Here is a 26,060-nt window from a genome sequence, read left to right as displayed (position 1 = left end):
CGAGCCGTGCCCCCCACCCCCTCCGCAGGGTGGCCGGGGTGTGGGGCAGAGCCCCGCGCAGTAACCCGCACTCGACAACGGAGAAGGGGCGGACCGCCTGGTGGCAGTCCGCCCCTCGCCGGGGATGTGCCCCGACTACATCTCGACCTCGCGGCCCCGCCGGAGTTCGGCCGCGGGCGGCTCGGGCGCCTGGACGACCTGGGGTTCGTCGCGGCGGGTCCGCTCGGCTTCCTCCATCTGCTGCGTCTGTTCGCGGTCGGCCAGGATCTCCGTTGCCCGCCCGGCAGTCCGGACGGCTTCCTGCAGCTCCTCGCCCGTGAGCTTGGGCGCGGTCTCGTGGGCCCGCTCGCGCGACTGGCGCAGGGCCTCGGCCTCGTATGCCTGCCGCATCTGCTCGGCTTCCTGCTCCTGCTGCAGGCGGGCGCGCTCGGCCTGGCGTTCCTGTTCCAGCTCCGGTTCCACGGTGGCCGGCTGCACGTCCTCCGGCAGTTCCACGGGCTCCGGCTCGGGTGCCCGGAGTTCCAGCTGGCGCTGTGCCTCCTGCGCCTGCTCGCGCGTCGGCTCGGTGTGCTCGTGCCACGCCTGCCGTGCCTCGTGCACCTTTTCCAGCTTCTCGCGGTCCTCGGCAAGCGAAGCGGTCAGGGCCTCGTACCCCTCGACGGCCTCCTGCAGCTCCTGCGCCTGCTCGGGGGTCTCGGCCTCCATCGCCTTGATGTACGTCTGGACCGACTCGCGCTCGGCGTCCGACAGGGACTCGCTGACCTCGCGGAGCTGCCCGGCGACGTGCGGCGGCGCCCACTCGGTTTCGCGGTCGTACCGCTCGACCATGCGCCGCAACGTGGCGTCCGACGCTCCGACCAGCTCCATCCGGTCCTCGGGCTCGCCCAGCGCGCGGTACGCGCGGTCCCAGTCCTGGCGGACGTCGACCGCACCGCGGCCCGGCCGCTGGCCGATCGCGTCGCGCTCGTTCTCGTGCTGGTGCGCCTCGCGGTACGCGGCGACCGACCCGGCCCGCTCGATCCAGCGCTCCCGCCAGGTCGGGTCCTCGGGGACCGGTCCCAGCTTCTGCGCCCACTGCGGCAGCTCGCCGGCCTCGGCCTGTTCCAACAGCTGCTGTCCCAGTTCCAGGCGCTTCTGCTCGGCCAGCTCCGCGACGCCCCGGGCGTACTCGCCTTCCGGGCCCTCGATCTCGGCGGCCCGGTTCCGCCAGTCGGCGCGCTCCTCGGCGGCGGCCTGGTGCTCCTCCACGATGCGGGCCCGCTCCTGCGACTCCTGCGCACCGTGCAGCACCTCGGCGCCCAGGGACATGGCCATGGCCTGGTCCATCGCCTCCTGCTGTCGCGCCCGCTCGAACGCGGCCGTCTCGGCTGCCCGCTGGGTCTCCATGGGGTCGATGACCTGTGCCCCGATGACCGCCTGCTGCGCGGCCAGGGCGTCCTCCTGGCTGCCGTTCCAGGCCAGGACCGGAGCCTGCGACATGGCCTCGGCCTGGCGCATCGCCTCGGCCTGCGCCTCTTCGCTGATCGACCGGTCCACGTGGGCGACGGGCGCCACGGACAGCTCGGCCATCAGGTCGTTGACCGTGCGTTCCTGGGTCTCGACGGCCTCGCGCACGCGGGCCTCGTCTGCCTGGACCTGACGCCGGTCGGCGGCCTCCAGCTCCCGCTCCGCCCGCCAGTGCAGCACCTTCGCCAAGTCCTTGGCGTCGTCCAGGCCGCGGCCGTTCCCGGTGATGGTCTCCATCATCTTCATGGCGTCGTGGCCGGCGGCCTCGGCGCTGCGGCCCAGACGGATGAGGGAGCCGTACGCCTCGCTGTCGCGGACCTTCGAGAACTTGTCGCCCAGCTTCTCGAACAGGACCCGTCCGAACTTCTTCTCCGCGTCCTTGGTCGACAGGTCTTCCAGCTCGTACGAGTGCTTCGCCAGGGAGCTGGACCATTCCAGCTCCTCGCGCTGCACCTGCGTCGCGGACTTCTCGACGCTGGAATTCTCCAGCGTCTGCTTGAAGAGGGTCATCGGCTCGGGCCGCTGCTCCTCGGGCACGCCCGGCATGTCCGTGGACATGTACGCCGTGTTCGCCTCGCGGCCGCGCGTCATCGCGACGTAGAACGCCTCCCGCGAACCGGAGCCGTCCCAGTAGGAGTGGGCCGTTCCAACGGTCCGGCCCTGGGTGGAATGGATCGTGCCCGCGTACGCCAGGTCCACGTGCTTCTGCACGTACGAGGACGGCAGGGTCACGGTGTCCCCGTCGTCGTAGGCGGCGGTCACGGAGCCGTCCTCCGCGATGCCCAGCACCTTGACCACATCGCGGTTGGTGGCGAAGCGGTCGCCGGACGTGCTGGTCAGACGGCGGTTGTTGTCCCGGAGCTGGATCATGTCGCCCTTGCCGACCGTGAGGCCGCGCCCGTCCAGCTCGATGCCGTCCGCCTCGACCTCCCCGAGCCGAACGAGGTCGGCGCGGGCGCGGGCGGCCAGCTCGTCGGCCTGGGCCGTGGTCGGCGCGATGAGTACCGCGTCCTTCCCGCCCGTGTGGTCGACCAGCCACGACTGGTACGAGGCTTCCACCATCTCCTCGCGCGTTCCAGCGCGCAGACGGCCGCGGGTCTCGTACTCCGCGAGCACGTCCACCTCGCCCTTGCGGAGCTTCAGGGACGCCTCCTTCTCCCACTCGGAGTTGAAGCGCATCACCTCGTCCAGGCGGTGGACGTTCGGCAGATCCTCGGTCAGCTGGGAGAACACCCCGCCGCTGCCCACGCTGCTGAGCTGGGCGTTATCGCCCACGTACAGCACCTTCGCCCCGGCCAGGTCGGCGTACCGGCGGATCTCGTCCAGCTGGCCCGTCTCGGCCATGGACGCCTCGTCCACCAGGATCAGCTGGCCCGGCCGGAGCTGGCAGGCGTTCCGGTCCTCGTCCGACACCGCGGTGCCCGATTCCAACCGGCGGTTGGTGTCCAGGAACTTCGCGATGTTCGCGGCGTTCTCCACGCCCTCGTCGGACAGCACGCGGGCGGCGCGCTGGCTGACGGTGAGGCCGATCACGGGGCCGACTTCCTGCGTCCAGACGTCGTGGATCGCGCCCGCCAGGCGGCTCTTTCCAGTTCCAGCGGGGGCGGCCACGACCTCCATGCGGCGGCCGCTGGCCAGGATGGAGCGGAACGCCTTCTCCTGTCCCTCGTTCAGCCCGGCGCCGGCCACGGCCTCCTCGATCGCCTCGCGGCCCACGGCGGGGGCTCCCAGCTCGGTGGCCTTGGCGATGATGCGGCCCTCCCGCTCCAGGTGGGCCTCCGTGGCGTACCGGCGGGCGCCGTGGCGGGCGTAGACCGACAGCCCGTCCTCGCGGCACAGCTCCGGGGGGAGCGGGACGAGGTTGCGGGCGGTCAGCCGGACCACGGCCGTGTCGGCTCCGGGCTGCAGCGCGGCGTCGGCCAGCTCGTTGACGAGGGCGGTCACCTGGTGGCGTTCCAGCCCTCCGAGACAGTCCGGAAGTTCCTTGGTGATCTCCACGATCAGGTCGCCTCGACGCCACGTCGACTTCTGGTCCTGGGCGTTCTCGATGGCCTGCTGCACGACCTTCGTCGGGTCGAATTCCAGGCCCGATTCCAGCGTACGTCCGTCGCGTTCCAGTTCGGCGGTCGCGCGTTCCACCTGCGCTGGAATGTCGGCCAGCGACTCGCGGGTGTCGGCCACCATGTCGGCCTCCCAGCGCTCCAGCAGCTGCTCGCGCGGGACGGCTTCCACCTTGTTCTTCCGCTCGGTCAGGTTGACCCACTGCGCCATGCGGGCCAGCTCGTGGGCGCCCGGCGCGCGGCCGGTCCGCTCCTCGTACGCCTTGGCCAGCTCGGCGGTGCCCTTGGTGATGGTCCGCCGGCGGGAGCTGTACTTGTCGCGCTTCTCCTCGGAGATGCCGACGATCTCGCGGGCCATGCCGTCCGGGCGGGTGGCCACGCGAAAGCCCATCTTGCGGTACAGGGCCTCGTCCGACACCTTCTCGAAGATGTGCCCGGCGGCCTTGGTGTGCCGGTAGATCTCCTGTCCGTCGATGGTGAGCCACTTCGACGTGACTTCGCCGGTCACGGGGTCGACGGACGAGGATTCCACGCGGTTCCAGATCGCGTTGTGGATGTGCAGCTGCGGGTCGGAATCACGGCTGGTGTGCTGCCGGAACGAAGCGATCGTCCACGCGTGCGCGTCGACCTGGCGGCCCATCGGGGCCCCGTCCGGGTCCTTCGCACCGTGGCGTCCGTCGCGGGCGTACCCGGCCTCTTCCTCCAGGAATTCCAGCCCGGCCTGGACGCCCTCCATCAGGCACTCCCAGACCTGATCGGCCTTCTCGGCGGCGGCCGCCGCGCCCTCCAGGTCCCCGGCCTCGCGGAGCCGCGCGGCCTCGATCTGGAACCCGGCGTGCAGCAGGCTGTACGACTTCGGCGCGGAGAACGTGACGTCGTAGTACGAGCGGCTGGAGGGGGCGTTCTGGCGCACCTTCAGCTCCGCCGCGCGGCGCTGCTCGGGCGTCGAATCCGGCCCCAGCTTCTCCACCGCGGCGGCCACCTTCTCCTCCGTCGACTTGGTGTAGTCGTACGGCTTCCGGCCCACCCGCGCCTCGTCGTAGATGGCTGCCACCTGGGCGTTGTACTCGTCCGATCCGGGCTCGGCCGTGATCGCAGAGAGTGACGCCCGAACCTCCGCGTGGAGGCCCGGGTGCGTGAACTTCGAGTACATGTCGCTCATCAGCTCATGGTCGACTTCACCAGTCAGACCAAGATCATTTGCGGCGCTCCCGAGCCAGATCCCGGCCGGCTCTCCGGCCTGCTCGATGGACTTCAGGTAGTAGTGCTCACCGCCGCGACCGACCGCGTTCATGAGGTATCCCGGGTCTGATCCCGGGCTCACAGTAGCGGTCATGTGATCACGGTACGGGCCATCGGATGGTAATGCAAGGGTGTGTTGAAGTTGGTAGGTAGCTCAGGTTTCAAGATCCGGGAAGAGAAGGGGGTGGAGAGGGCAAGTAGGCAGATGGGAGAGGAGATCGACAAGGGCAAGCAAGAGGGAGAGCAAGGGGAGACGAGGGGAAGACGCAGAGAGAGATCAGCCAGGATCGGGAGAGCGCGAGAGGGTTGCCCCTCTCGCAAGAGTTGACCGCGACCGGTGGGCGCCCGGTAGGCTGCGCCACAGACGACATGAGGCCCGACCCCCGGACTGGGGGCGGGCCTCGACTGTTACCAAGCGTGTTTTTCGGCGGCGGCGTCGCCCGGGTGGCCGGCGGCCGCGAACCACGGACGGTCTAGCGTGGACATGCTGCGAACCGCACGCCCGACGGCCCCTCGCGCGGGCCGCGAAACCGGCCCCGGCCCGCCCGCACGTCGTAGCATGTCCACGCTGTGAACCGCCCCACGGCGGCGGCCCGTACCGCGACCGCTACGGCGGGCCGCCCCACCTCGTCCGCCGTAGCGTGAACACGCTCCGATCCGGCGGCGGCGTCGACCGCCCGGCGAGACGAAGCGGAACCAGTGCGCCCCGCCCCGCTACAGCATGTCCACGCTACGAAGCGGCCTTCACCAGAGGGTGTCCTGGTGCTCCCCCGAGGGGTGGCCGGCCGCGAGCGCGGCCGCGATGGCGGCGGCCTCCGTGCCCGGCTCGGCGACCAGGATCGCGTCCCTCACCGCAACCGCCCGACCCGCCGCGCCCCGCACGTCCGCGAGCGCGTGACCGGTCAGCCCCCGGCGGGCCGCGTAGTCCACGATGTTCTGCAGCCGCTCCCCCGCCAGCCAGTGGTCCGGGTTCTGACAGCTGCTCTCGTCGCAGGTGTGCCGGACCACGGCGCCGTTCCGCAGTGCGGCCGCGCCGTGGCAGATGACGAACCCCAGGACGTGGGCCGACACCACGCGGGAGGTGCCCGCCGGGCGGCTGCCCGCCCGGAGCTTCCCGTGCCCGGAGTCGCTGATGGCCCCGAGCCACCAGTGGCACGGCGTCGGGCCGGGGCCGCGGTACACCTTCGCCTCGTACCGGGCGGCGGTCGCCGGGTCGGCGGCCAGTCGGTCCCAGGGAACCGCGGGGGTCGGCTCGCTCATGCGGCGGCCTCGTCCGGCTCGGTGTCCTCGGCGGACTCCTCGGCCTCGAACGGCTCGCGGCACTCCCCGCACAGGATCGCCCCGCCCTCCAACAGCTTCGGGGTGACCTGCATCCGGCGGGGCGGGTCACACTCGCACGCCACGGCCAGGCGCTTACCCGCCCGGCCCTTCCCGCCGCGCGGGCCCTCCTTCTTCCCGTCCTCGTCCTGCTCCTGGTCCCCGCCCTCGTCGGGCGCCTCGATCCGGGCCAGGGCGGCGGCGTCCAACTTCCTGATGACGGACGCGTACCGGCTGACCGTGGCGGCGGTGATCGGGGCCTCCGAGAAGCCGATGACCTTCTCCGCCCGCTTCGGCGGCTCCAGCCCCAACTCCTCGGCCAGGGCCGCGAACTTCCGGTTGTGCCAGCGGCCCGCACACGAGGTGTCCCGGATGCCCCGGGCGGCCGCGAGCGCGTGCGCGGCCTCGTGCAGCGCGGTCTCCACCACCATCTGCCCGCCCACGGCGATGGCCTCGCCGGAGATGAACAGCTCCGCCCGGCGGCCGCCGGCCGCCGCGTCCAGCCACCGGTCCGCCGTGTGGTGCCCCCAGGACGGCCGCTTCTTGTTCCGCCCCTGCGTACCCGTGCCGGTGATCATCACGACGTCTGGAAGGTCGGGGTGGTGCTTCTGGAACGCGGCCCAAGTCGATTCCAGCGCGGCGGTGATCCGGGTTCCCTCTTGAGTCGGCATGTCTCAGATCGTAGCGTGAACACGCTACAAAGCGGGAGGGGTTCGGGCGGACTGGAACGGCAACGGCCGCCGCTGGAACTCGCGTTCCAGGGGCGGCCGGTCGGGGTGCTGAGGGTCGGTCAGTCGTCGTACTCGTAGGCGTCGGTCACGAGGTCGCCCCACCCCGCGTGCCCCCGCCATTCCAGTCGGTGCCGGAGCATCGCGGCGGCGTCTGCCTCGTGGACGTCCAGGGCGAAGTGCTCCCGCGCGGCCGTGAGGACGTCGCCCACCGTGACCCGTAACGGCCAGGTGACGTGGATGTCTGTCACGGGTTCGGAGAGGCGGGCCCGCACCGCCGCAGTGATGGCCATGTCCGTGGCCTGCTGCACCTGGGCCTGGAAGTGCCGGGCCTGCTGTTCGGCGGCCAGGCGTTCGCGCCGCCGGCGGATGGCTCGCAGGATCACCACTCCTCCTTCGGGTGGGGCTCGACGTGCCCGCAGTAGTGGCACCGCGCCCCCGCCGGGATGTCGACGGTCGTCCCGGTGCAGCGCGGGCACTCCCCCAGTTCCAGCACCGGGCCGGTGCCCCGGACGCACCCGGGGCACCGGTGCCCGTCGTCGCCGTAGGTCCACCCGGCGCGCTTCATGACGTCCTCGAACTCGTCGGTGTCCAGCGCGTACGGGTCGTCCACGGGTTCCAGGAACAGCGCGACGCACCCGTCGCGGTCGCACGTCACGGCGTCCCGGATCACCGGTCCTCCTCGACGGCCGCCGACTCGTCGTCGGCCAGCTCGGTGAGCGCGTGCGCCTCCTGGTGCTGCTCGACGGTGAAGCCGATCGGGCGGCGGCCCTCGCGCTCGTCGCCCTCGTACAGGCGGCGCTGTCCGTCCGCGTAGGACCGGAGCACGTCGCGCGCCTCGTCCGGGGTGCAGTCCAGCGCGGCCGCCACCTCGTTCCAGGTCGCGCCCAACTGCAGGGCCTCGTGCACGGTGCTCGGGCGGTAGTTCAGGGCGGTGCGGCGGATGGCCTCTCCCAGGGCCAGCTGCGCGAGCGCGTCGCCCGCGTCGCCGCGCTCGACCTCGTGCGGGAAGTCGGCGGGCAGGCGGCGGTTCGACAGCCGCTCGGCGTGCTGGGAGTGCTTCTCCGCCTGCCAGGTCAGGGGGACGGCCGGCGGGAGGTCGTCGGGGCGGCGGACCTGGAGGGCCTGGAAGTCCTTGTACGCGTCGGTGCTCACGGTGGTGGTCGCCCTTCAGTTGGTCGGGTAGAGGTCGGCGCGGGGGGTGTTCTCGGTGAGCCAGCGGCGGAAGCTGTGGGTGCCGCCCGCCGCGATGCGGTCGTGCCGCTCCTTCACCGTGGTGTGGTGCTGGCCCAGCCCTTCGCCCAGGTCGCGCCACGACACCTTGTCCCCGTCCTCGTCGGGCTCGCGGGCCATCAGCAACAGCTCCTCCTCGATGGCGGTCAGCCGCTGCTTCAGGCGCCGGATGTCCCGCAGGTTCGCGTAGATGAACTCCTCCCCCAGGTTGGGGTTCCCGGCCTGGATCGCGTCCATGGCCAGGATGGCGCTGTCCGCCTCGTCCGCGATACTCCACTGCTTGTTGCCGTGGAACGCGAGCGTGTACGTGCCCACTCCGTCCGGCCAGTGGGCTGTCCGGCCGGAGGTCTCCCAGGGCTCCATGCCCGGCCGGCTCACGGCCATGGGCTCGTCCACCGGGGACGGGAGGGGGCGGTGCTGAGGGGTCGTCATGTGCGGTTCCCTTCGTCGGTGTTGGGGTTCCCCAACACCTTTGACTGTAGGGGTTCCCCAACAGGTGGCGCAAGTGGTTCGCCGTATCTCGTCCGGCCAGTTCGTGGCCGGTCCGCGTCCCGGTTGGCGGGAGACTCCCGCGAGCGGGTATCTCTACGGGCAGGGACGAACGGCGGGCGGTGATGGGGAGTTGACCCAGGTGGAGCTGTGGTGGAGACGACCTCCCGTGCCCGGGTCGCGTCGCTCGCAGAGACAACGCGCGGTCGCGGAGCTGCGGGCACAGGGGCGGTACGGCCCCGAACTGCGCGACGTGCTGCCCGCGTTCGTCGGGCTGGCCTTCGCCGCGGCGGCTCCGCTGGTCCTCCTCGTCTGGCTGCACCGTGCCCTCGGCGTCGGCGGCCTGGTGCTGGGCGTCGTCCTGCTCGCGGCCGCCACGGCGGTGGGTATGCGGTGGCGCCGCGCGGCGGCCCGCCGGCGCGGCGGCATCTACACCTCGACCGAACTCGGCGTGCTCGATGACCACGGCCTGGCGGCGGCCGCCGAACGGATGCTGCGCCGCGACGGCTGGCACGTCATCGCGATGCCGGACGAGGGGCGGCCCCGCCTGTACGCACGCGACCGCGGCGGCCGCCAGCTCGACGTCGGGTTCCGCCCGGCGGACGAGGCGGCGGACGAGGGCGCGCCGACCGGTCCCGCTCCCCTGCGGGAGGCGGGCCGCCCGGGGGTCGACAACCTGATTCGGGTCGTGGTCAGCAGGGGCTCGTACAGCCGCGCCGATGTGCTCTGGGCCTCACGCCAGGGCGGGGTCCACCTGCTCGACGGCCGCCAGCTGCAGCAATGGGCCGCCGGGGCGTCCCTGGACGACCTGGGCCTGCCCGGCTGATCGCCTTTTCAAGATCGTAAGGCGAAGCGGGGCGCGCCCGACAAAAGGAGATCCTTTTAATGCAGCCGGAGCGCAGGGGCGCGCGGAAAGGATCTCCTTTAGAATCAGTGCATGGAGAAAATCGGCGTTACGGCTTGGATCACCGCGTCACAAGCGGGTGCGCTTGCGCTGCTCGATAAGCGGCGGCGGCTGGAGGAAAAGGAGACCGTGCGGGAGCTGGTGGCGTCCGGCATTCGGCCGCGCGACGCTCGCGTACAGGTCGCTCGTATGCGTCCGGAGCACTGGCCTGCCCTGGAGGTCGTGGTGGGGGAGGCGGTCCGCCGGCGCCTGGCGGACGAGGACCTGGCGGGCCCGTGGGCCCCGCTCACGCAATCGGACCTCGACCGCCTCGCGCTGTCCGGCCGCTGGCCCGGGGCGAGTGCTGGAATCACCTTGGTACAGCGGAACTACGCCTTCCCGGCGGACCTCGCTCTGCAGCTGCGCACCGCCTCGTGGCGGGTCTCGGAGAAGCCGCTGGCCCGGCTGTACGAACTGGGCCTGGTCGGCTCCGGGCTCCGGCTGACAGAGGAACAGAAGACCCGCCGGGACGAACTCGCGCGCCTGCTCTACCCGCCCGCCCGGATCATCCGGGAGGCCCTGGCCGCGTACGGCCCTCACTCGAACGAGTGACGGCCCCGGCCGGTGAATTAAAAGGATCTCCTTTAAGAGAATCCGGCTTCGCGCGCACAGTTCTAAGCGTCCTCCGGCTTTTTCGATTTCCTCGGATGGCGGAGTTTGAAAAGCGGCCCGAATGGGGTCTATAAATGCTAGCGTCGGGAATTCCGGCGGACTGTCCTCGGGAGGTACGGGTGAGCACGGCAACGACGGCACGCACGGCGGGGACGGTCCCGGCCAGTCGTGAAAGCGCAGATCAGGCCCCGGATCGGGTGCCGCGCGGGGAGCCCTACGGCTTCACGGGCGGGCTGCCCGTCTACCGGTGGGGGCAGGCGCCGGCGTACCTGCAAACGCAGACGCAACTGGGCCAGGCCCGGCTGAAGCTGGCGGACGGTCAGCCCGTCCTCGCGTACCTCTACCTGCGCAAGCACGACCTGGAGGTGCCGCTGTACGACCCGGCGGCCGCGGTGAAGATGCGGCCGCTGTCCTCGGCGGTGAAGAAGCGCATGGAGGCGGCCCGGACCTGCCCGGAGTGCGGCAAGGTGCGCGAGCACCGGTTGAACGGCCGCCCGTGCTCGCAGTGCTGGCACAAGGCACAGCTGGCCCGGCAGCGCGAGCGGGCCCGGACGTGCTGGGGCTGCGGGACGGTGCGCGAGCGTCCGTACCCGGCGGCGCACAACCGGTGTGGCGATTGCCGCCGTGCCCAGCTCGCGGAAGAACGGGCCCGGAAGACTGAGGCGGTGCTGTACTCCATCACCTGCCCGGGTCGGGACTGCTCGGTGAAGACGGCCACCAAAGCGGCGGTGCGCCGCTGGCGGGAGGCGAACCCGTACGGGTACTGGCGGCCGCGGTGGTGCTCGCCGTGCGAGGAACGCGACGCACGGGAGCGGGCGGAAGCCGAACAGCGGGCGGTGGAGGCCCGGGAGGCTGAGCGGGAGGCCCGGCGCCGGCGGGTGCTCGAACTGCAGGAGTGGGCGGCGGCCGCGCTCGCGGACGAGGCCCTGGTGGTCCTCGACACGGAGACGACGGGGCTCGACGCGGAAGCGTGCGTGGTGGAACTGGCGGTCATCTCCGGCTCCGGGGACGTCCTGGTGGACACCCTGGTCAACCCCGGGCGGCCGATTCCGGCGGACGCCTCGGAGATCCACGGCATCACGGACGAGGCGGTGGCCACGGCGCCCTTGTTCGGGCAGATCCTCGTCGGCCTCACGGCCGCGCTCGACGGGCGGCGGTGCCTGATCTGGAACGCCCCGTACGACAAGGGGGTGTTGCGCTGGGAGCTGACCCGGCACTACCGGGCGGCCGGTCACGAGGACCCGGCGGCGTCGGCGGCGGCCTGGCTCGACGGCATGACGCTGGAGGACGCGATGGTGCCGTACTCGGACTGGTACGGCGACTGGTCGGACTACTGGGGCAACTACAGCTGGCAGGCGCTCGGCGGCGGCCACCGTGCCCTGGGCGACGTCCGGGCGGTACTCGACCGACTTCGTGAGATGGCCGCGCCCGTGGCCTCCTCGGTCGACTGAGAAGGGGGTTCACCTCATGGTGCAGATCAGGGTCATGACGGACGATCGCGAGCGGGGCGAGCGGGTGGTGGAGATCCTGCTGCCGCTTCTGCAGGCGTGCACCGCGCTGCAGGCCGGTGAGCCGACCCGGCTCACGCACCGCGGCGGCGGCCTGCGCCTGGTGCTCGACGTCCAGCCGGACGAGGGCCCCACCTCGGTACGCGTCGACCGTGCGGACGTCCCGGCTCGGCCGGAGCGAACGGCCCGCCGGCGGCGGGCACTTCCCCCAGGATCGCGGTAACAGTCCGGGCGACTGTTACCCCATCTGACCTGGGGAAGTTCCATAAATCGGCCCTCAAATGAGGGAGCAAAACTAGAAGCGGGCGCCCCCGGTGCCCAACGGGCGGCGGCCCGGCGGCCGCGCCTCCACCACCTCGTTCTCGACGGCCAGGGCGGGCGGCTCGACGGCTGCCCGCTCTGCTGCTGTCCGGCCGCGTTCGCGCTGGTCGCCAATTGGCGACTGCTCCTCGGCGGTGCGGGGTCCGGTGCCCAACGGGCGGCGGGTGGTGCTCACCTGCCCAAGTCTCCCAGTTCGCCGAACGGGTCGGGCCCACGGTGCCGCGCTGAGCGGAGCGCCCACGACGGGCTCGGCCACCTCGCGGCAGCTGCTGCTCCCCCTCAGCCACGGCCGGCGGTGCGGTCTCCTCACGCTCCCGCCATCCGCGACGGCGGGAGTACGGCGCCCGGCCCGACTCCGGCGGAGTCGACGGCACACCGCACCCGGGCCACCCCTCCCCCCTCCCGCCGCTGCCGTCTTTTGGCACCCCGGACGGGCCGCAGTCGGCAACGAGAGGCGGCTACGCGTGCCATGTGACGGTGGCCGGTCTTTTCGCCTGTGCGGTGTCACCCCCGGGCGCTACCGTCCCGGTACGGGCAGTAACCACACGGGAGGGGCGGCGGGATGACGACAGCGGGGCACCGAAGCGGAGCCGGGGCGAGCGCGGGCCGGATGGGTGAGGCGGCTCGGACAGCGGAGCGGGCAGCACAGCATCGACGGGCCCGGGTGCTGCTGCCGTTACTCGCGGCGGCCGCCGCGGTGGTCGGGTCGGCGGCCGGCTCGCTGACGAACTGGCAGCTCGGCCTGGTCGCCGCGCTGGTCGTGGTCGGGCTCGGCGTACGGCGGCTGTACCGCCGGGGCCACAACAGCTGGGCGGTGGGGGCCGCCGGGGAGGCGCGGACGGCCAAGCTCCTGGCCCCGCTCGTCCGCCGGGGCCACGCCGTGGTGCTGCACGATCGGGCGATCCCGGGGAGTCGGGCGAACCTCGACCACCTCGCCTTCACGGCCGCCGGCGCCCTGTACGTCGACACGAAGAACTGGACGTCGGACAAGTCCCAGCTGACGGTGCAGGGCGGCACCCTCCGGTACGGCCGCTACGACCAGACCCGCGCTCTGCAGACGGTGGTCTGGGAGGCGGAACAGGCGGCTCGGGCCCTCGGCGTCCCGGTCCGGCCGGTGGTCGCCGTGCACGGCGCGAAGGTCCCGGCTCCGCGCGGTCGCCTCGAACTGGGCGGCGTGACCGTGGTGGAGGCGAAGCGGCTGCGCGGCCTGCTCCGGAGCCTTCCTCCCCAACCCGGGTGGGACTCGGCCCGGCGGGCGGCGGTCGGGCAGCTGGCGGAACGGACGCTGCCCCCGGCTTCCTGACGAGGAACAGACAGAAGGGCCCGGCCGCCTGGCCGGGCCCTTCGTCGTCCCTACGCGGTGCGCTCGCGCCGGCGCAGGGTCGGCGGCCGGTCGGTCGTGTTCGCGAGCATCCGGCGGACGGTCTCCGGGTGCCAGCGCTCCCCGCGCTTCGGGCGGAGCCCTTCGGCCTCCAGCACGGCCACGATCTCGCGCAACGACAGCTCGTCCTCGTCCCGGAGCTGGCGGGCGCGGGCTCGGCCTGCCTGCTCCATCTCCTCCTCGGTCAGCTCCTTCTTGTGCGCGGCCCATCCGTACGGCGGGGCGCCGTACGCGTACTGGCCCTTCTCCCCCTTGATGCGGCGGCCGCGGCGGAGCTTGGCCACGGTCATGCCTCGGTCCAACTGCGCGAACACGCCCATCATCTGGCGCATGGCGGTGCGCATCGGGTCCTCGGGGTCGTCGGGCAGGATCTCGCCCTGATCGGCCATGAACGCGCGGCCGCCGTGCTTCCACGTCTGGGCCAGTGCCGCCTCCTGCACCACCAGCTCGCGGGCCAGGCGGTCAAGGTTCGGCGCGACGATGCCGTGCACGCGCTTCTCCTCGATCCACAACAGGGCGTCGGCCAGCTCGGGCCGCTCGTCCCCGGCGACGGTGCCCGGCACCGCCTTCTCCACGAACAGCTTCACGAGGCGGTGGCCGTGCTCGCGCGTCCAGCGGCGCACGATGCGCTCCTGGTCCTCCAGCCCGAACCCGTCCAGCTGACTGCCGGTCGACACCCGGATGTACCCCGCGAGCCGCATCTGATCGCCTCCAACGCTCTGACCTGCACTGTCACAGTAATTGGCATAACTGTGACATCGAACAGACCCTATCCGGCCCTCGACGGGCCGTTCTGAGGGGGCGTCAGCCGCTCTCGCCGGAAACTGTCCACAGGGGAACCGTTCCAGACTGCCGACCATGAACACGAACACGCGCCGCTGGCGCTCTCACGTCCTGGTCCTCCTCGTCGCTCCGTGCGTCCTGCTCGCGGAGCTGGTCGTGCTCCCCTTCTCCCTCGTCCGGCTCGGCGTGCGCGGGCACGCGGCTGGCTGCCCCCGGCGGGAGGGTGACGGGTGCAGCTGCTTCTTGTCGTCCTGGCGGGCCGTGGGCCGCGGGGTACGGAGCGGATGGCGGGAGGCGTTCGGGTCCTGAGCACGGGACAGGCCCCGCCCTGATGGGCGGGGCCTGCTCGATGTGGTGTCCTGGTGTGCGCGTCCGGGGCCGGTTACGACGGTCCCGGCCGCGTCACTTCTGCAGGATCGGCCGCTCGATGTGCCGGTGCTCGACCTCGCACCCGATCCCGGCCGCCCGTAGGTGCACCGCGATCTCCTCGGCCACGGCCACCGAACGGTGGCGGCCGCCACCACAGACCACGTGGACATCCACGCGGTACTGCTGCGGACCGCCGGTCCACTGCTTCAGGTTGTCGCGCTCCAACAGGATGCGGACCTTCTCGGCGGACTGCGCCACCAGCTCCTTCGCGCCCGGCGTCGCCATGACGTACCGGCGGACCTCCGGGTCCAGGCCGTTGCTGTGCAGCATCCGGTCGCGGACCTCGGGGTCCTCGGGCGGGTTGCGCAGGGGCCGGGTGTCGACCACCACGGCGTTGCCGCCCGGGTCGTCGTGGTGGCCGGCGCCGTACGAGGTGATGACGCTCTGGACGTGTCCGTCCCAGTACAGGGTGCTGAGGTCTTGCGGTGTGGTCTCCATGCTGTCCAGCCTCCATGCCGCCCGGGGGCGGCGGTAGTCGGTTCGCGGTGTTGCCCGTTGCCTCTTGCGGCGGTGCTGGTCAGGCGGCGTCCGGGCGGCGGTGTCCGTCACCGGGGCAGACCGCGAACGCGTCGTCGTTGTCCTCTCCGCAGAAGGTGCACGTCCAGGTCCGGGCCGGGGTCTCGACTTCCTCCGGGCCGACACACCAGCCGGTGTCCTGGCCGTTGTCCTCCAGCTCGTAGAGGTCGCCTCCGCCGGTCCACTCCAGCCGGGCCTCCTCCTGGTCGTCCGAGTGCAGCCCGTCCAGGTACAGCGTCTCGGCGCGCTTCTTGGCCGTGGCCTCGTCCAGGCAGGGACGGCCCGGCCCGGCTCCGTCCGTCTGCCAGATGATCCAGACGGTGGGCTTCGTCGCGCCGACCACGCCCCGGCCGGTGCAGTGCGCGCACCGCCCGTTCCCGTCCGAGTGAGCGTTGCGGCAGCTCACGAACTCGTCCTGGACGAGGGTGGTCAACCATGCGGCCTGGCCCGGCTGCAGGCTGACGACCTGGCGTTCGTCCCCGGACTCCAGCGCGAGCGTCAGCCGCTCGGCTTCGTCGGCGTCAGTCGGGTACGTGTCGAACAGGGTCTGCAGGGCGGCGGCCAGGGCGGGGAGTTCGGGCAGGCTCATCGAGTCGTCTCCTCGGTGGTGGTGTTCGCGGCGAGGAACGCGCCGGCTGCGGCCGCGGCCTCCTCGCTCGTGTCGTACTCGGCCTTCTCGGGTGCCTCGCGCACCTGACGGTTGGCCGCGGTGGCGATCCACCACCAGCCCCCGTCCTCCGGGTGGAAGGTCACCCTGGCCTCCCCGCCGAACGCCTCGAAGTGGACGGGTTCCTTGTTCGCGCGCTCGTTGATCGCGCTCACCGCTCCCGGCCAACGCTTCCGGGCTGCCTGGCGGGAGATCCCCCATGCGGTGCCCAGTTCCGCGTAGTTGGCTCCGGCTGCTCCGGCGGAGCGGGCGAACCGCTCGGCCAGCACGTCCAGCTCCTCGTCCGCGTACTTGCAGACGATCAGCTTCGCCAGGGGGATCTCCGGGCGGGTGAGGTCCAGTTCCGCCTCCGCGTCGTCCGGCCGTGCGGCGGTCAGCCGCTCGTACACCGCGTCCCCCAGCTTCGCCAGGGCCTTGTGCAGGGCTTGGCGGAGCTGGTCGCGTTCTTCCTGGGTCGGTTCCTTCATCTCCATGCGACAACCCTAGCTGTCGTGAACCTAGGTTGTCATGGGAACCGTGATTGTCGGCATATGCCGATTCCTCGTCAGCTGCGGCGGCGGGCGCGCTTCTCGGCGCGGGCGCGGGCCAGGGCTGCGCGGTACGTCTGCTCGGCCTCGGAGCGGGCCACGGGCATGTCCAGGTACCGCCGTTCCTCAACCTCCGCCAGGTGGACGTGCTCGGGCTGTCGGGCCGACCAGCGGCGGGGCTGCTCCGGCTCGGAGCTGCGGCTGGTCCAGCGGTCCAGGCCCCACCGGTCGGTGAGTTCGGCGCGCTTCGCCTCGGCGGCCAGCTCCGCCTCGGCGGCCAGGCGGGCGGCCTCGCGGCGCCGGTTCTGCTCGCGCAGATCCTCCTCGCGGCTGCTGAGGTCGGGGTGGGCAACCGACTGCGTGAGGGTGCGGGCGCGCTTGGCCACGGTGGTCTCGATGTCGTCCCACTCCGCCACGCTGGCGGCCGGAACGGCGGTCCGCCGGCGGCCGTGACCGTGGGCGTCCTTCCGGGAGTTGATGAGCCGCCACAGGCGCCACGCGGCCAGGCGGCCCACGTCGTCCACCCCGGCAACGCTGCTCGACAGCACCTCGACCAGCTCGCTCTCGGTGGAACGACGGAGCGCGATCCGGACCGTGCGCTGCAGGTCGGACCATGCCGAACCGCCGTGCCAGCGTCCAAGCTCGTCCCAGGACCCGTTGGGCAAAATCACCTTGCCGTGTCCGAGTTGGGCCCGCCAGGCGTGCCACGCACGCCTCAGAACCCTGTCTGCCACGGCGCTGGGGTCGTCCCCGAACAGGAACGAGGGCTTCTTTCCAGGCGCCGCCGAAGGCGTCGTTTTTGCTTGTCCCATGTCGTTCGACAAGCTCAGCCCGCTACTACCTGCAGAGAAAAGACCAGATAGCTGAAAGCCCTTCGCGTAAGAGGGAGACGTTTTGCCATTACCCATCAGCCGCTGATTCAGGGCCTCGGCGCGGTCCCGGTCCGCTACTGCCCAGCACCGGAGATCCTGGGGCCCGGCGTCCGCTCCCAGAGCCTTGGCGGACGTACGGATGGCCTCGGCGGCGGCGGCCGCCGGGGAGTCCGCCGGGTGCTCCCAACGCGGAGCGGCGGCCAGCTCGGCGGCGGTCCGCTCGTCCACCTCGACGGCCTCGGCTCCGGCCAGCGGCACGGACGCACTGGCCGTGAGGCGGCCGTACCGGGCGTCCTCGTGCCGCACCTCGACCTCGGGGAGGTCCCACACCTTCAGCTGGCGCATCAGGTCGTCGGGGAGGTCGCTCGGGATCGCGTCAACACGGAGACACAGGGCGTAGACCGCGCGACGGCCCGGGGCCGGCTTCACGACCTGCTCCACGTATCCGTGGCGGTACGCCAACTTCAGGTCGTCCCAGAACCGGTCATCCCCGAATCCCTCGGTGAGGCCGTACCCGTGGGCCAGGTCCATGCCCCCGTCGACCCGTCCCGTGTCCCACTGGCCGATCACGCGACCCGTGGCGCGGTCCAGCTCCTGCTGGGAGAGGAACCGGGCCAGTCGTCGCAGGCGCGTGGGTAGCTCACCGCGGCTGTCTGCGATCTCCAGAACCCGGTACCACATGGGCAGGCTGATCTGGGGAAAGCGCAGTACGGCGACGGTTTCGTGTTCCAGCGACAGCGGCGCGCGAGGCGCCGACTCCGGCTGTACTACGGACACACCGGAAGAAGGGCGCACTGGGCCGCCATCGCAGCGATGAGCTACGATGCTGATGCTCCTGGAGCTAGATAAGGGGCACATACGAAGGCCCGGCCCCGGACTTCCGTCCGGCGCCTGAAATGGGCCTACATGTGGAGATAGGGACTCTCAGACCCGCGCCTGGCAGCTTGTGACTGAGGTGGTCCCGCCGAACGAGCGGTGCCCTGATCTGAACTTTCGGGTCAGGGCTTTTGCGCGTCCGGACCTTGTTGTCATCCGGTCTGGGGCAGCTCCTCACCAGTGTTCTGGGCTGCCCTCGGGGCCTGCCTCGCCTTGCGGCGGGCTTCCCTCTTGTGCAGCTCGGTGAGGGCTTCGCGGAGCACTTCGGCCCCGGAGATCCCAAGGTCGTTCACCAGCTCCTCGTACAACCCGCGTACGTAGTCGCCGGGCTTGAGCATCACGGTGGCGCGCAACGGCTTGTCCGAGGGGAACACTCCCGTTCGGCCCGGCTGCTGACGTCCTCGTACTGCCATGTCCAAGATCTTATCCATAACGGGGCCCGTGTGGTCCACACTTTCCCGCGTGTCTTGTGGTTTTCCCGTGACACGGGAGGCCACTTGTCGACTTCCCGTGTGGCGGGCAGGCCCGAAAACCCCGAGATATCAGGGGTTTACGGCCCGGGGAAGGTGGGCGAGTCGTCGCTGAACGTCCGCGCGAGCACCACTCTTTCCGGGGACACGGGTCCGGAGACTCAACAGCTCGGTGCCCAACTGCCGGAGTTGGGACGGGTTGCTGACGTGGTGCCAGGCTCCGTGGGCGCGGTCGACGGCCTCGGCCACCTCGGGGTGGTGCGCGGGCTGGTCGGCGGTCAGCCGGACCACGGCGGCCTGCAGCCACAGCTGACAGGCGCGGTCCGGCGCTCCTTCCTGCTGCGCGAGGAACGCGCGGACCTCGATCCAGTGAGCCACCTCGACGGACTGCGCGCCGTGCGCCCGGAGTGCGGCCTGCTCGTACGAGGCGGCGATGGCGGCGGCTTCGCCGTGGCGGCCGGCGCGGCTCGCGTCCCGGATCGCCAGGTGGGGGTCCTCCTCGACGGCGGCCGCGGTGGTCGACGTCGCCTCGGTCCTCGGTGCGGGCACGTCGACGTCGGGGTGCGGGGCGGCCTGCTCGACCGCCTGTCCTCCCAACCACAGGGTGGCGGCGGCGTCGACGGCGGCCGCGCGGGCGGCCTGGTGGTGCAGCTGCTCGGCGCTCGGCCTCGTCGGCGCGGTGCGGAGGATGTGCGCGAGCGCGTTCGTGTACGAGGGCCCGGGGCGGTGGCGGCGGTCCTGCAGCTGCACGGCGCCGTACAGAGCGAACGGTCCGGCCAGGGACTGCTCCTGGTGGACGAGGGCCTGCCAGACGTCCGTGTCGGTCGCCAGGTCGGCCACCACCGTGGTGGTGCCCGGCGGGCGGCGCTGCAGCTCGGCACCGATCCAGTGCCAGGGGAGCGCGGTGTACCGGATCGTGCGGGCGGTGGTGCGGGCCAGGGCCAGGTGGAGAAGGTTCTGGCGCGGGTCGACGGCCAGGTGCCCGGCGACGTAGACGAGTAGCGGGCCCTCGACGGCGGCCGCGGTGCGGAGGTTCGTCAACACCGTGTTGGGGTCGTCGGGGTTGGCCAGCTGTACGACGCTCGCGTACGAGGTGCCGACCAGACGCGCCGGCGGGACGGCGGCCAGCTGAGGCAACGCCGTGGTGACCGCGAGCGGGTGTCGTACGGGCGGCTCGGCCGCGACGAGTAGTGCGTATCCCGGCTGTTCCCCCGTGCTGATCCCCATGGGCAGCACCGTAACCGGCTCCTCGCCCTGCGTGCTGCCTGCGGCATCGGTCCGGGCTGAGCGGGGTGGTTCCCTCGTTGGGCGGCAGGCGAAGCCCTACCGCGCCGTTCGTCGGCTGTCCAGGATCGGGCTTGCCCGACCGCGAAGCGGCGCCGTAGGCGTCCTGGATGGCCGGCGGGCGGTGTGGTGCCCTCTGGGTGCCGTCCGACGAGGGGGCCGCACCGCGACCCACCACCATCTCCACCACCCACAACCCGCACCCACCGAGCCGTGCCCCCACCCCCTCCGCAGGGTGGCCGGGGTGTGGGGCAGAGCCCCGCGTCTTCCCTCACCCGCACCTGCTCCCGGTCGCCAATTGGCGACTGCCCCCGGAGCTGAACGGGCGCCTCGGTCGTACAAGCTGCCTGCGGTGCGCCGGTCGGGCCTCTCGATCACGGCGTGGGGCGGTAGCGTCCGGTGCCATGACGAAACCTCGCCCCATTCCGGTGCTGCCTGCCCAGGGCCGCCGGGTCGCCTTCATCGGAAAGGGTGGCGCGGGCAAGTCGACTCTGCTCGCCTACCTGCTGGCTCACTGGAAGTCGTACGGCGTCCCCTGCGTCGCGATCGACACCGACGTGCCAGGCAAGAGCGAGCACGGCACCCTCTACACGCACGCGAACGCGGTCGACCTCGGCGCCCCGGTCTACCCCGCGCCGGCGGTGCACCACATCCGGCAGGAAGCACAGCGCCTGTGTCCGGAGAAGGGCGTGTGCCTGCTCGACACGGCCGCCTGGGAGAAGCACGACGACGGCCCGCACCTGACGGTGATGAGCGCGGTCGACAAGGTGATTCTGTGCCTGCAGCCCACACCCAATGAAGTGGATCGGGCGACGTCCGTACTGGGCTACGTCCAGCAACTGAAGAACACGGGGGCCCCGTACCCGGAGCTGCACGTCATGCTGACGATGGTCGGCCAGGGCGTCGCGGCGGACAAGCTGGAGGAGAAGCTGACGGCCGCCCAGTACCCGGTGCTCGCCTCGCGGTTCAAATTCTCCAGCGCGATGAACGGCCCGGCGCATATCTTCAAGCAACCGATCAAGGTCAAGTCCGGTTCACCGATGGACCGGATGGCACGGGAGGTTCTGGACGTGGTGGCGCGGTGAGCAAGGCATCAGACAAGGCCAGCGACAGCTTCGGGGACGTCCTGACTGCGGGCCTGGCAACCCGTGGCGGCGGCGCTCAGCTGCCCGCACAGACGTCGTCCGACACTGAGGTGGAGCTCAGCCCCCGCGAGCGGCTGCAGGCCCTGGAGGCGCGCATTGAAGCGTCCGTGGGGCAGTACCAACAGAGCCTCCGGCGGCTCCAGGCTCGGCACCGCGTAGAGGTCGGCCAGCTCCTGGACGAGATCAACGAATCCGGACTGTGGGAGCTGGAGGGGCACGAGAAGTTCGGGCACTACGTCAAGGCTCGGTGGGGCTGGGACCGCTCGTACGGGTACCGCCTCATTGACCTGGCCCTAGTCCACCGTGCACTCGCCCCGCTGGGTCCGGCTGTGCTCGACACCGTGGTGGAGTCGCACGCCCGGGAGCTGGCCCCGGTCGTCAAGGTCAACGGCGACGAGGGCGCCCGGCGCTTCGTGGAAGTCCTCCGGCTGGAGTCCGGCGGGAAGAAGGTCACCGCCGCGGTGATCGCGGCCCGGCGTGACCAGGAAGGACTGGGCGTCCCCTCCGACCAGTCGCCAATTGGCGACCGTGACGAGGACGAGGACGAGGTGGTGGACGCGGAGCTGGTGGAGGACGACGACGACACGGCGGAGAAGGTCGGCCAGACCATCCGGACTGCTGCCGACACGGCGGAGAAGGCGTTGCGGCAGCTGAACGAGGCGCTGGCGCTCGACGCGGCGCCGTTCCACCGTGCGGAGACTGCCGTGGACCTCTCCCGCATCCGTACGGCCGCCGTACGGATGCAGCGGCGGGCGGACGGGATTCCCGGCCCCTCCGGCTCGTAGAGCGAGCACAGCAGAAGGGCCCCGCCGTGACGGCGGGGCCCTTCGTCGTTGCCGGGTCGGTCAGTTCAGCTCGGCCACCTGCGCGGCCTTCAGCAGGGCCTGCACGTCCAGCTCCTGGCCGGGCTGGATCGCGCGGCGCTGGCGGGCGTCGGCGGCCGCCACGATCGCGGCCACCTTCGCCTGCTCCTGGTGGTACTCCCACTGAGCCGTCGCCACGGCGCCGGCGGTCTCGATCGCCTTCACCCGGGCCTCGTTGAGACCCTTGGTCTCCTCCATGACCAGCTCGTGTTCCTGAGCGCGGGTCTCGCGGCGGTCGGCCCGCCACAGCGGTGCGCAGAACGCGTACACCGCGGCGGTGCACCCGGCCCACAGCAGGGTGGCCAGCTGCCAGTCCGGCGTCCACGCGGTCACCCCGGCGAACGCGAGCACGGCGGCCCCGCCGAACGAGACGCGCACGGTCTCGTTGTCGCCGTGCTGCTTCGACGCGGCGACGCACCCCGCGCACCCCGCGAGCGCGGCCAGGCTGCCCGTGATCCACAGCGGGGCGGCGGAGCCGTCCGGGAGGTTCTGCCCCCAGCTCCACGCGAGCGCGGACATGCTCGTGGTCGCCAGGGCCGGGGCCAGGCGCCCGAAGTGGTCCCACAGCCAACGGCCGGCGGAACGCTTCGGCGGCAGCTGCGGGCCGGGGCGGAACGTCGGGGGCACGGGCTGCCGGTGGGCCTGCTCGATCAGGTAGAGCGCCGGATCGAACGGCGCGGGGCTCTGGTCGCTCACAGCGTCATCTCCTGTCCTCGGGTGAACTCCTGCTGGTGCTGCTGGTCGGCGCGGTACCGGTCGTCCCGCTCGCGCCGCTCGCCCTCCTCACGCTCCCGTGCGGCCAGGTCGCGCTGCCTGCGCTCGGGAAGCGTCGGCCCGTCCTTGCCCCACACGGTCACCTCGCCCGGGTTGGCCGTGCCTTCCGGGGAGGGCGCGATGGCGGCCACCTCCTGGCCCCGGTACATGACCGTTCCGAACGGGGTGATCTGGAAGCCGTGCGCGTCGCCCTTGGACGGGTCGTCCCGGACGATCCGCTGTCCGTCGATCGACACGCCCCGGTGGTCCAGGGAGACCTTGTGGCCGTTCTGCTCGACGGTGAGGCGGGCCTGCCCGTTGCGGGCGTTGTCCCGGTCCCATCGCCAGGGGTTGAACTCCTCGTTCTCCTTGCTCACCGGTCCACCTCCGGCTCGGCGGAGCGGTCGCCAATTGGCGACTGCGGGTCGTACGGGGTCAGCTGGGTCTCGTCGCGCACGTACAGCGGGTGTCGGGGGTGGCCCTTGCCGGTGACTCCCAGGGACTCCAGGGAGTGGCCGTGGTCGACCAACAGGGCGGTGACGGCGTGGGCCTGGCGGGCGCGCTCGGAGCGGCTGACGTCGCCCCACGCGGCCGCGACGCGTACGGCGTCGTCGGTGGCCTCGATCAGCGCGGCCTCGTTGAACGGTCCGATCGGGTCGGGGTGCTGCCGGAGCTGGCCCGGGTCCTTCGAGCGGAGCGCGAACAGGTTCACCACGACCATGCCGCCGTGCCCGGCCGCCTTCGCGAACGCCGTGCAACGGCGAATCGTGGCGTCGTCCTCGGCGTGGTCGGCGGTGGACGGGTTGAGCATCACCCACACCATGGGCGCGGTGTCCTCGTCCCAGATCCGGTCCAGCCGGTACCGGTAGGTGCCGCATGGGCTGAGCACTGCCGACCCGTGCGGGCCGGTCTGCAGCTCCAGCCCGTGGGCCTCGGCCCACTCGGCGGCCGCCGGCCGGGCCGGGCCCGCCGCGGTGACGGGCTCCGGCTCGACCTCGACGGCGAACATCGGCAGCTGCACGCCGCCCTTCATCTGCAGGCCCTGGCGGCGGGTCACCACGCCACCTCCAGCGGCTCACCGGTGACCGCCTCGACCAGCGCGGACACGATGACCTCGGCCACGGGCGGCGTGACCGCGTTCCCGTACTTCCGCACCTTGTCGCGCTTGCTGCCGGTGACGATGTACGTGTCCGGGAACGCCATGGCGGCGCCGATCTCGTGGGGCTCCAACATCCTGAACCGCACGTCGCCCAGGTCGACGTTCTCCTCGACCTCCGCGAGCGACCAGCGGTCGCGGGTGGTCACGGTGCCCACGGGCTCCTCGACCGTGCGGGCCGTGCCGGTGCTGTAGTACGGGATGAGGAGACGCTGGCCGGTGACGAGGCCGTGGTGGTTCCCGCTCGCGCTGACCGTGCCCACGGGCTCGTCCACGCCGTACGCGGTCTTCTTCGACCCTCCGCCCCGGAGACTGATCTGGAACGGCGGGATGGCCAGTCCGGTCTCGTTGCGGGCGGTCTGGGTCCGCATCGGCTCCTCGGTCGACGTCGCCACCTTCCCGTCCCGGCCTTCGGTCGGGATGAGCAAGGGCGGCACGGCCAGGGCGTCCGTCTCGCGGGTCGTGCGGGTCGGCATGGGTTCCTCGACCGACACGGGCTCGGTCCGCCAGGTCCCGCCGGCGGGCACCGTGAACGGCTTCGCGAACTTCGCGATGCCCCGGGCGATCCGCTCCATGGTGGCGTCGGCCAGGGGCTCGTCCCGGTCCGCGATCCGGCGGCCCTCAATCGACCAGTCGATGACGGCAGAGGCGGGCATCACCTCGGGCTCCACGATCGCGTTGCGGCACTTCGCATTCGGGCACCGGTACCAATACTGGCCGTTGCGCCCGTACGCGCCCATGTCGACGTTCAGGCGCTTGAACACCTGCATGGCCGACACCGTGGCGTCGCACACCTGGCAGTACGCCCGGGGCCGCAGCCACTTGTTCCAGTCCGGCGTCCGGCCCAAGCTCTTGAGCCAGTAGGCGACGAACAGGCGGTTCCTCGACTGCGGAGCCCTGCGGCTCCCCCGGGCCTTGACGTGCATGGAGTTGACCGCGATCACGCGGACCTCGTACAGGCCCCCGCACCGGACCTCGCGGAGCCAGCGGCCCCACTGGTCCCACTTGCGGCACTCCACGACGTTCTCCACGACTCCGCACAGCACGGGCTTGCCCCGCAGGATCATCGCGTTCAGGTAGCGCGGGACCTCCTCCATGAGCGCGCGGGCCCGCTTGATCTCCGGGTCCGGCTCGCTCTCCCCGAACAGCACGCCCTGGGTGGAGTTGTCGAAGTCCCGGCGCTTGCCCCGCGCGTTGCTCCACGGCGGGCACGACGGGCTCGCCCAGAAGATGTCCGCCCGGGGAAAGGTCTCGATCTTCGCGCGGGCCACGTCGCCCTCGAAGTGGTCGGCGTCCGGGAAGTTGCGGGCGTGGTCCTCCACGGCGTCCTTCTTGTGGTTCGCCGCGAAGATGAGTTCCGTGAGCGGCTTGCCCTCCCGGTCCTTCACCGCGGTGGCGCCCTTGCTGGAGCCGCCGACCCCGGCGAACTCGTCGTAGACGGTCAGCACGGGCCCGCCTCCTCACGCAGAACGTGGGCGGCGGTCTCGCTCGACAGCTGCTCGCGCACCTTCTCCACGAGGACGGTCGGCGGGGTCCACAGCTGCTGTGCGCCCGCCCACGGGATCGGGAGCGGGAGGGCGGTCACCTCGTCCAGGACGAAGTGGAAGTTCCCGGTGGTCGACCACGGGGTGCACTCCCCGTCGTCCGGGTGGCAGTCGGTGATCCGGGCGACCGCGAGCACGGCCCCCAGGTCCAGCTGCAGCCCGCGCACCACGGCGGCGACCATGGGGCCGTGGCGACGGTCCACGGTCTTGCCCGCGTGGATGAGTACGGGGCCCCGGTACGAGGTCGGCCACACCCTGTTCTCCACGCGCTTGTCCGCGTAGGTGATGGCGGCCGCCCACGGCTGGCGGATGGTGAGAGCGCGCATCAGCTCATCACCTCGGCCACGGCCTTGCCCATCCCGAACAGGACGAGGGCGATCACGACGGCGACGGCCAGCACGGTCTTGCTGGCCTTCCAGATCTTCCGGAGCCCCACGGACAGACCGAGCGCGGCCAGCACCACGACAGTGCCGTACGCGGTCAGCCCGGACAGGGCCGCCTCGATCGCGTTGCGGCCGATGTCCACGGAGGTGGCCATGACCAGCACGGAGAAGACGAGGGCGGCCAGGGCGATGAGGCGTTCGCGGGCGACGGTCACGCGGACGCACCCCCCTGCGGGGCGACGACGACGAACGCGGCGTCGGTCAGGTCGTAGTGGACGTGGGCGGTCGGGTACTCGCCGGCGCGGTACTCCCCGGCCAGCCACTCCGCGCGGCTGTCGGCGCGCAGGTCGGCGTCGGAGATCCGCTCCAGCACGGTGGGGTTGGTGCAGTGCGACATGGGTGTGCCTCTCCATCAAGGCGTGCAAGGGGGAGGTGGGCCGGTCGCCAATTGG

30 protein-coding genes are annotated in these 26,060 nt (G+C 71.7%); 8 read left to right on the top strand and 22 right to left on the bottom strand.

What is annotated here, in order from left to right:
- Positions 1-135: 135 nt before the first annotated feature.
- From mobF to BHU15_RS12535, 7 genes are all read right to left on the bottom strand, one after another.
- Positions 136-4,860 carry a MobF family relaxase gene (mobF, locus tag BHU15_RS12565; RefSeq protein ID WP_069627263.1) on the bottom strand — a complete coding sequence of 1,575 codons (4,725 nt, stop codon included), beginning with the start codon at positions 4,858-4,860 and terminating at the stop codon, positions 136-138.
- 692 nt (positions 4,861-5,552) lie between these two features.
- A complete protein-coding gene (locus BHU15_RS12560) occupies positions 5,553-6,068 on the bottom strand; it encodes a hypothetical protein (protein WP_069627262.1) in 516 nt (171 codons plus the stop codon).
- The gene (locus BHU15_RS12555) at positions 6,065-6,796 is read right to left on the bottom strand and encodes a hypothetical protein (protein ID WP_069627261.1); all 732 of its coding nucleotides are present in this window, start codon (positions 6,794-6,796) and stop codon (positions 6,065-6,067) included. The genes BHU15_RS12560 and BHU15_RS12555 overlap by 4 nt, the downstream gene beginning before the upstream one ends.
- 119 nt (positions 6,797-6,915) lie before the next feature.
- The gene (locus tag BHU15_RS12550; protein WP_030902692.1) at positions 6,916-7,239 is read right to left on the bottom strand and encodes a hypothetical protein; all 324 of its coding nucleotides are present in this window, start codon (positions 7,237-7,239) and stop codon (positions 6,916-6,918) included.
- On the bottom strand, positions 7,236-7,526 hold the full coding sequence (locus BHU15_RS39210; protein WP_030902693.1) for a hypothetical protein: 291 nt from the start codon (positions 7,524-7,526) through the stop codon (positions 7,236-7,238). Before BHU15_RS39210 ends, BHU15_RS12550 begins: the two co-directional genes overlap by 4 nt.
- Positions 7,523-8,008 carry a hypothetical protein gene (locus BHU15_RS12540; RefSeq protein ID WP_030902695.1) on the bottom strand — a complete coding sequence of 162 codons (486 nt, stop codon included), beginning with the start codon at positions 8,006-8,008 and terminating at the stop codon, positions 7,523-7,525. Before BHU15_RS12540 ends, BHU15_RS39210 begins: the two co-directional genes overlap by 4 nt.
- A 15-nt stretch (positions 8,009-8,023) precedes the next feature.
- Positions 8,024-8,518 carry a hypothetical protein gene (locus BHU15_RS12535; RefSeq protein WP_051785628.1) on the bottom strand — a complete coding sequence of 165 codons (495 nt, stop codon included), beginning with the start codon at positions 8,516-8,518 and terminating at the stop codon, positions 8,024-8,026.
- Between the two features lie 226 nt (positions 8,519-8,744).
- Between BHU15_RS12535 and BHU15_RS12530 the strand changes: the two genes are divergently transcribed.
- From BHU15_RS12530 to BHU15_RS12515, 4 genes are all read left to right on the top strand, one after another.
- The gene (locus BHU15_RS12530) at positions 8,745-9,401 is read left to right on the top strand and encodes a hypothetical protein (protein ID WP_255293093.1); all 657 of its coding nucleotides are present in this window, start codon (positions 8,745-8,747) and stop codon (positions 9,399-9,401) included.
- Positions 9,402-9,512: 111 nt separating this feature from the next.
- Positions 9,513-10,070, top strand: a complete 558-nt coding sequence (locus BHU15_RS12525; RefSeq protein WP_141726812.1) for a hypothetical protein — start codon at positions 9,513-9,515, stop codon at positions 10,068-10,070.
- Positions 10,071-10,327: 257 nt separating this feature from the next.
- Positions 10,328-11,581: a 3'-5' exonuclease gene (locus tag BHU15_RS12520; protein WP_255293092.1), complete on the top strand. Its 1,254-nt coding sequence runs from the start codon at positions 10,328-10,330 to the stop codon at positions 11,579-11,581.
- A 16-nt stretch (positions 11,582-11,597) separates the two neighbouring features.
- Complete coding sequence (locus BHU15_RS12515) at positions 11,598-11,861, top strand: hypothetical protein (RefSeq protein WP_059303080.1); 264 nt, start codon at positions 11,598-11,600, stop codon at positions 11,859-11,861.
- 72 nt (positions 11,862-11,933) lie between these two features.
- Here BHU15_RS12515 and BHU15_RS39730 read toward each other — a convergent pair whose 3' ends face one another.
- Positions 11,934-12,134 (bottom strand): hypothetical protein, encoded by a 201-nt coding sequence (locus BHU15_RS39730; protein ID WP_141726811.1) that lies wholly within the window; start codon positions 12,132-12,134, stop codon positions 11,934-11,936.
- Positions 12,135-12,623: 489 nt separating this feature from the next.
- On the opposite strand from BHU15_RS39730, the gene BHU15_RS12510 reads away from it, so the two are divergent.
- Positions 12,624-13,262 carry a nuclease-related domain-containing protein gene (locus BHU15_RS12510; RefSeq protein WP_255293091.1) on the top strand — a complete coding sequence of 213 codons (639 nt, stop codon included), beginning with the start codon at positions 12,624-12,626 and terminating at the stop codon, positions 13,260-13,262.
- A 50-nt stretch (positions 13,263-13,312) separates the two neighbouring features.
- On the opposite strand, the gene BHU15_RS12505 is transcribed toward BHU15_RS12510, so the two are convergent.
- Positions 13,313-14,041, bottom strand: coding sequence for a recombinase family protein (locus BHU15_RS12505; RefSeq protein WP_051785630.1), 729 nt, complete (start codon positions 14,039-14,041; stop codon positions 13,313-13,315).
- 157 nt (positions 14,042-14,198) lie between these two features.
- Here BHU15_RS12505 and BHU15_RS12500 point away from each other — a divergent pair, with 157 nt between their 5' ends.
- Positions 14,199-14,432 carry a hypothetical protein gene (locus BHU15_RS12500; protein WP_030902708.1) on the top strand — a complete coding sequence of 78 codons (234 nt, stop codon included), beginning with the start codon at positions 14,199-14,201 and terminating at the stop codon, positions 14,430-14,432.
- 93 nt (positions 14,433-14,525) lie between these two features.
- On the opposite strand, the gene BHU15_RS38195 is transcribed toward BHU15_RS12500, so the two are convergent.
- From BHU15_RS38195 to BHU15_RS12470, 6 genes are all read right to left on the bottom strand, one after another.
- Positions 14,526-14,990: a RapZ C-terminal domain-containing protein gene (locus tag BHU15_RS38195; protein ID WP_079033336.1), complete on the bottom strand. Its 465-nt coding sequence runs from the start codon at positions 14,988-14,990 to the stop codon at positions 14,526-14,528.
- A gap of 79 nt (positions 14,991-15,069) precedes the next feature.
- Positions 15,070-15,657 carry a hypothetical protein gene (locus BHU15_RS39205; protein WP_069627257.1) on the bottom strand — a complete coding sequence of 196 codons (588 nt, stop codon included), beginning with the start codon at positions 15,655-15,657 and terminating at the stop codon, positions 15,070-15,072.
- Positions 15,654-16,208 (bottom strand): hypothetical protein, encoded by a 555-nt coding sequence (locus tag BHU15_RS12485; protein WP_069627256.1) that lies wholly within the window; start codon positions 16,206-16,208, stop codon positions 15,654-15,656. The genes BHU15_RS39205 and BHU15_RS12485 overlap by 4 nt, the downstream gene beginning before the upstream one ends.
- A gap of 71 nt (positions 16,209-16,279) precedes the next feature.
- Positions 16,280-17,911 carry a hypothetical protein gene (locus BHU15_RS12480; RefSeq protein WP_069627255.1) on the bottom strand — a complete coding sequence of 544 codons (1,632 nt, stop codon included), beginning with the start codon at positions 17,909-17,911 and terminating at the stop codon, positions 16,280-16,282.
- A gap of 251 nt (positions 17,912-18,162) precedes the next feature.
- The gene (locus tag BHU15_RS12475) at positions 18,163-18,423 is read right to left on the bottom strand and encodes a hypothetical protein (RefSeq protein ID WP_141726809.1); all 261 of its coding nucleotides are present in this window, start codon (positions 18,421-18,423) and stop codon (positions 18,163-18,165) included.
- A gap of 129 nt (positions 18,424-18,552) precedes the next feature.
- Positions 18,553-19,707, bottom strand: coding sequence for a hypothetical protein (locus BHU15_RS12470; protein WP_069627253.1), 1,155 nt, complete (start codon positions 19,705-19,707; stop codon positions 18,553-18,555).
- A 461-nt stretch (positions 19,708-20,168) separates the two neighbouring features.
- On the opposite strand from BHU15_RS12470, the gene BHU15_RS12465 reads away from it, so the two are divergent.
- Together BHU15_RS12465 and BHU15_RS12460 are read left to right on the top strand one after the other, a co-directional pair.
- On the top strand, positions 20,169-20,849 hold the full coding sequence (locus BHU15_RS12465; protein WP_030902822.1) for a DEAD/DEAH box helicase family protein: 681 nt from the start codon (positions 20,169-20,171) through the stop codon (positions 20,847-20,849).
- Positions 20,846-21,694: a hypothetical protein gene (locus BHU15_RS12460; RefSeq protein ID WP_069627252.1), complete on the top strand. Its 849-nt coding sequence runs from the start codon at positions 20,846-20,848 to the stop codon at positions 21,692-21,694. Before BHU15_RS12465 ends, BHU15_RS12460 begins: the two co-directional genes overlap by 4 nt.
- A gap of 60 nt (positions 21,695-21,754) precedes the next feature.
- On the opposite strand, the gene BHU15_RS39725 is transcribed toward BHU15_RS12460, so the two are convergent.
- Genes BHU15_RS39725 through BHU15_RS12425 form a run of 7 tightly spaced genes read right to left on the bottom strand, consistent with a single transcriptional unit; the run spans position 21,755 to position 26,005 of the window.
- Positions 21,755-22,468 (bottom strand): hypothetical protein, encoded by a 714-nt coding sequence (locus tag BHU15_RS39725; RefSeq protein ID WP_069627251.1) that lies wholly within the window; start codon positions 22,466-22,468, stop codon positions 21,755-21,757.
- A complete protein-coding gene (locus BHU15_RS12450; protein ID WP_030902828.1) occupies positions 22,465-22,902 on the bottom strand; it encodes a hypothetical protein in 438 nt (145 codons plus the stop codon). Before BHU15_RS12450 ends, BHU15_RS39725 begins: the two co-directional genes overlap by 4 nt.
- The gene (locus BHU15_RS12445; protein ID WP_218028053.1) at positions 22,899-23,582 is read right to left on the bottom strand and encodes a DUF1643 domain-containing protein; all 684 of its coding nucleotides are present in this window, start codon (positions 23,580-23,582) and stop codon (positions 22,899-22,901) included. The genes BHU15_RS12450 and BHU15_RS12445 overlap by 4 nt, the downstream gene beginning before the upstream one ends.
- Positions 23,579-25,129, bottom strand: a complete 1,551-nt coding sequence (locus BHU15_RS12440; RefSeq protein WP_069627250.1) for a DNA cytosine methyltransferase — start codon at positions 25,127-25,129, stop codon at positions 23,579-23,581. The genes BHU15_RS12445 and BHU15_RS12440 overlap by 4 nt, the downstream gene beginning before the upstream one ends.
- Positions 25,123-25,551 carry an ASCH domain-containing protein gene (locus tag BHU15_RS12435; RefSeq protein WP_069627249.1) on the bottom strand — a complete coding sequence of 143 codons (429 nt, stop codon included), beginning with the start codon at positions 25,549-25,551 and terminating at the stop codon, positions 25,123-25,125. Before BHU15_RS12435 ends, BHU15_RS12440 begins: the two co-directional genes overlap by 7 nt.
- Positions 25,551-25,823 carry a hypothetical protein gene (locus BHU15_RS12430; RefSeq protein WP_051785639.1) on the bottom strand — a complete coding sequence of 91 codons (273 nt, stop codon included), beginning with the start codon at positions 25,821-25,823 and terminating at the stop codon, positions 25,551-25,553. The genes BHU15_RS12435 and BHU15_RS12430 overlap by 1 nt, the downstream gene beginning before the upstream one ends.
- Positions 25,820-26,005: a hypothetical protein gene (locus tag BHU15_RS12425; RefSeq protein ID WP_030902838.1), complete on the bottom strand. Its 186-nt coding sequence runs from the start codon at positions 26,003-26,005 to the stop codon at positions 25,820-25,822. The genes BHU15_RS12430 and BHU15_RS12425 overlap by 4 nt, the downstream gene beginning before the upstream one ends.
- Positions 26,006-26,060 lie beyond the last annotated feature (55 nt).

The sequence above is a fragment of the Streptomyces niveus genome, from assembly GCF_001723055.1.
GTDB classification, from domain to species: domain Bacteria; phylum Actinomycetota; class Actinomycetes; order Streptomycetales; family Streptomycetaceae; genus Streptomyces; species Streptomyces niveus.
The sequence above is the reverse complement of the archived record's forward strand: the minus strand, read 5'-3'. Positions and strand labels throughout refer to the sequence as shown.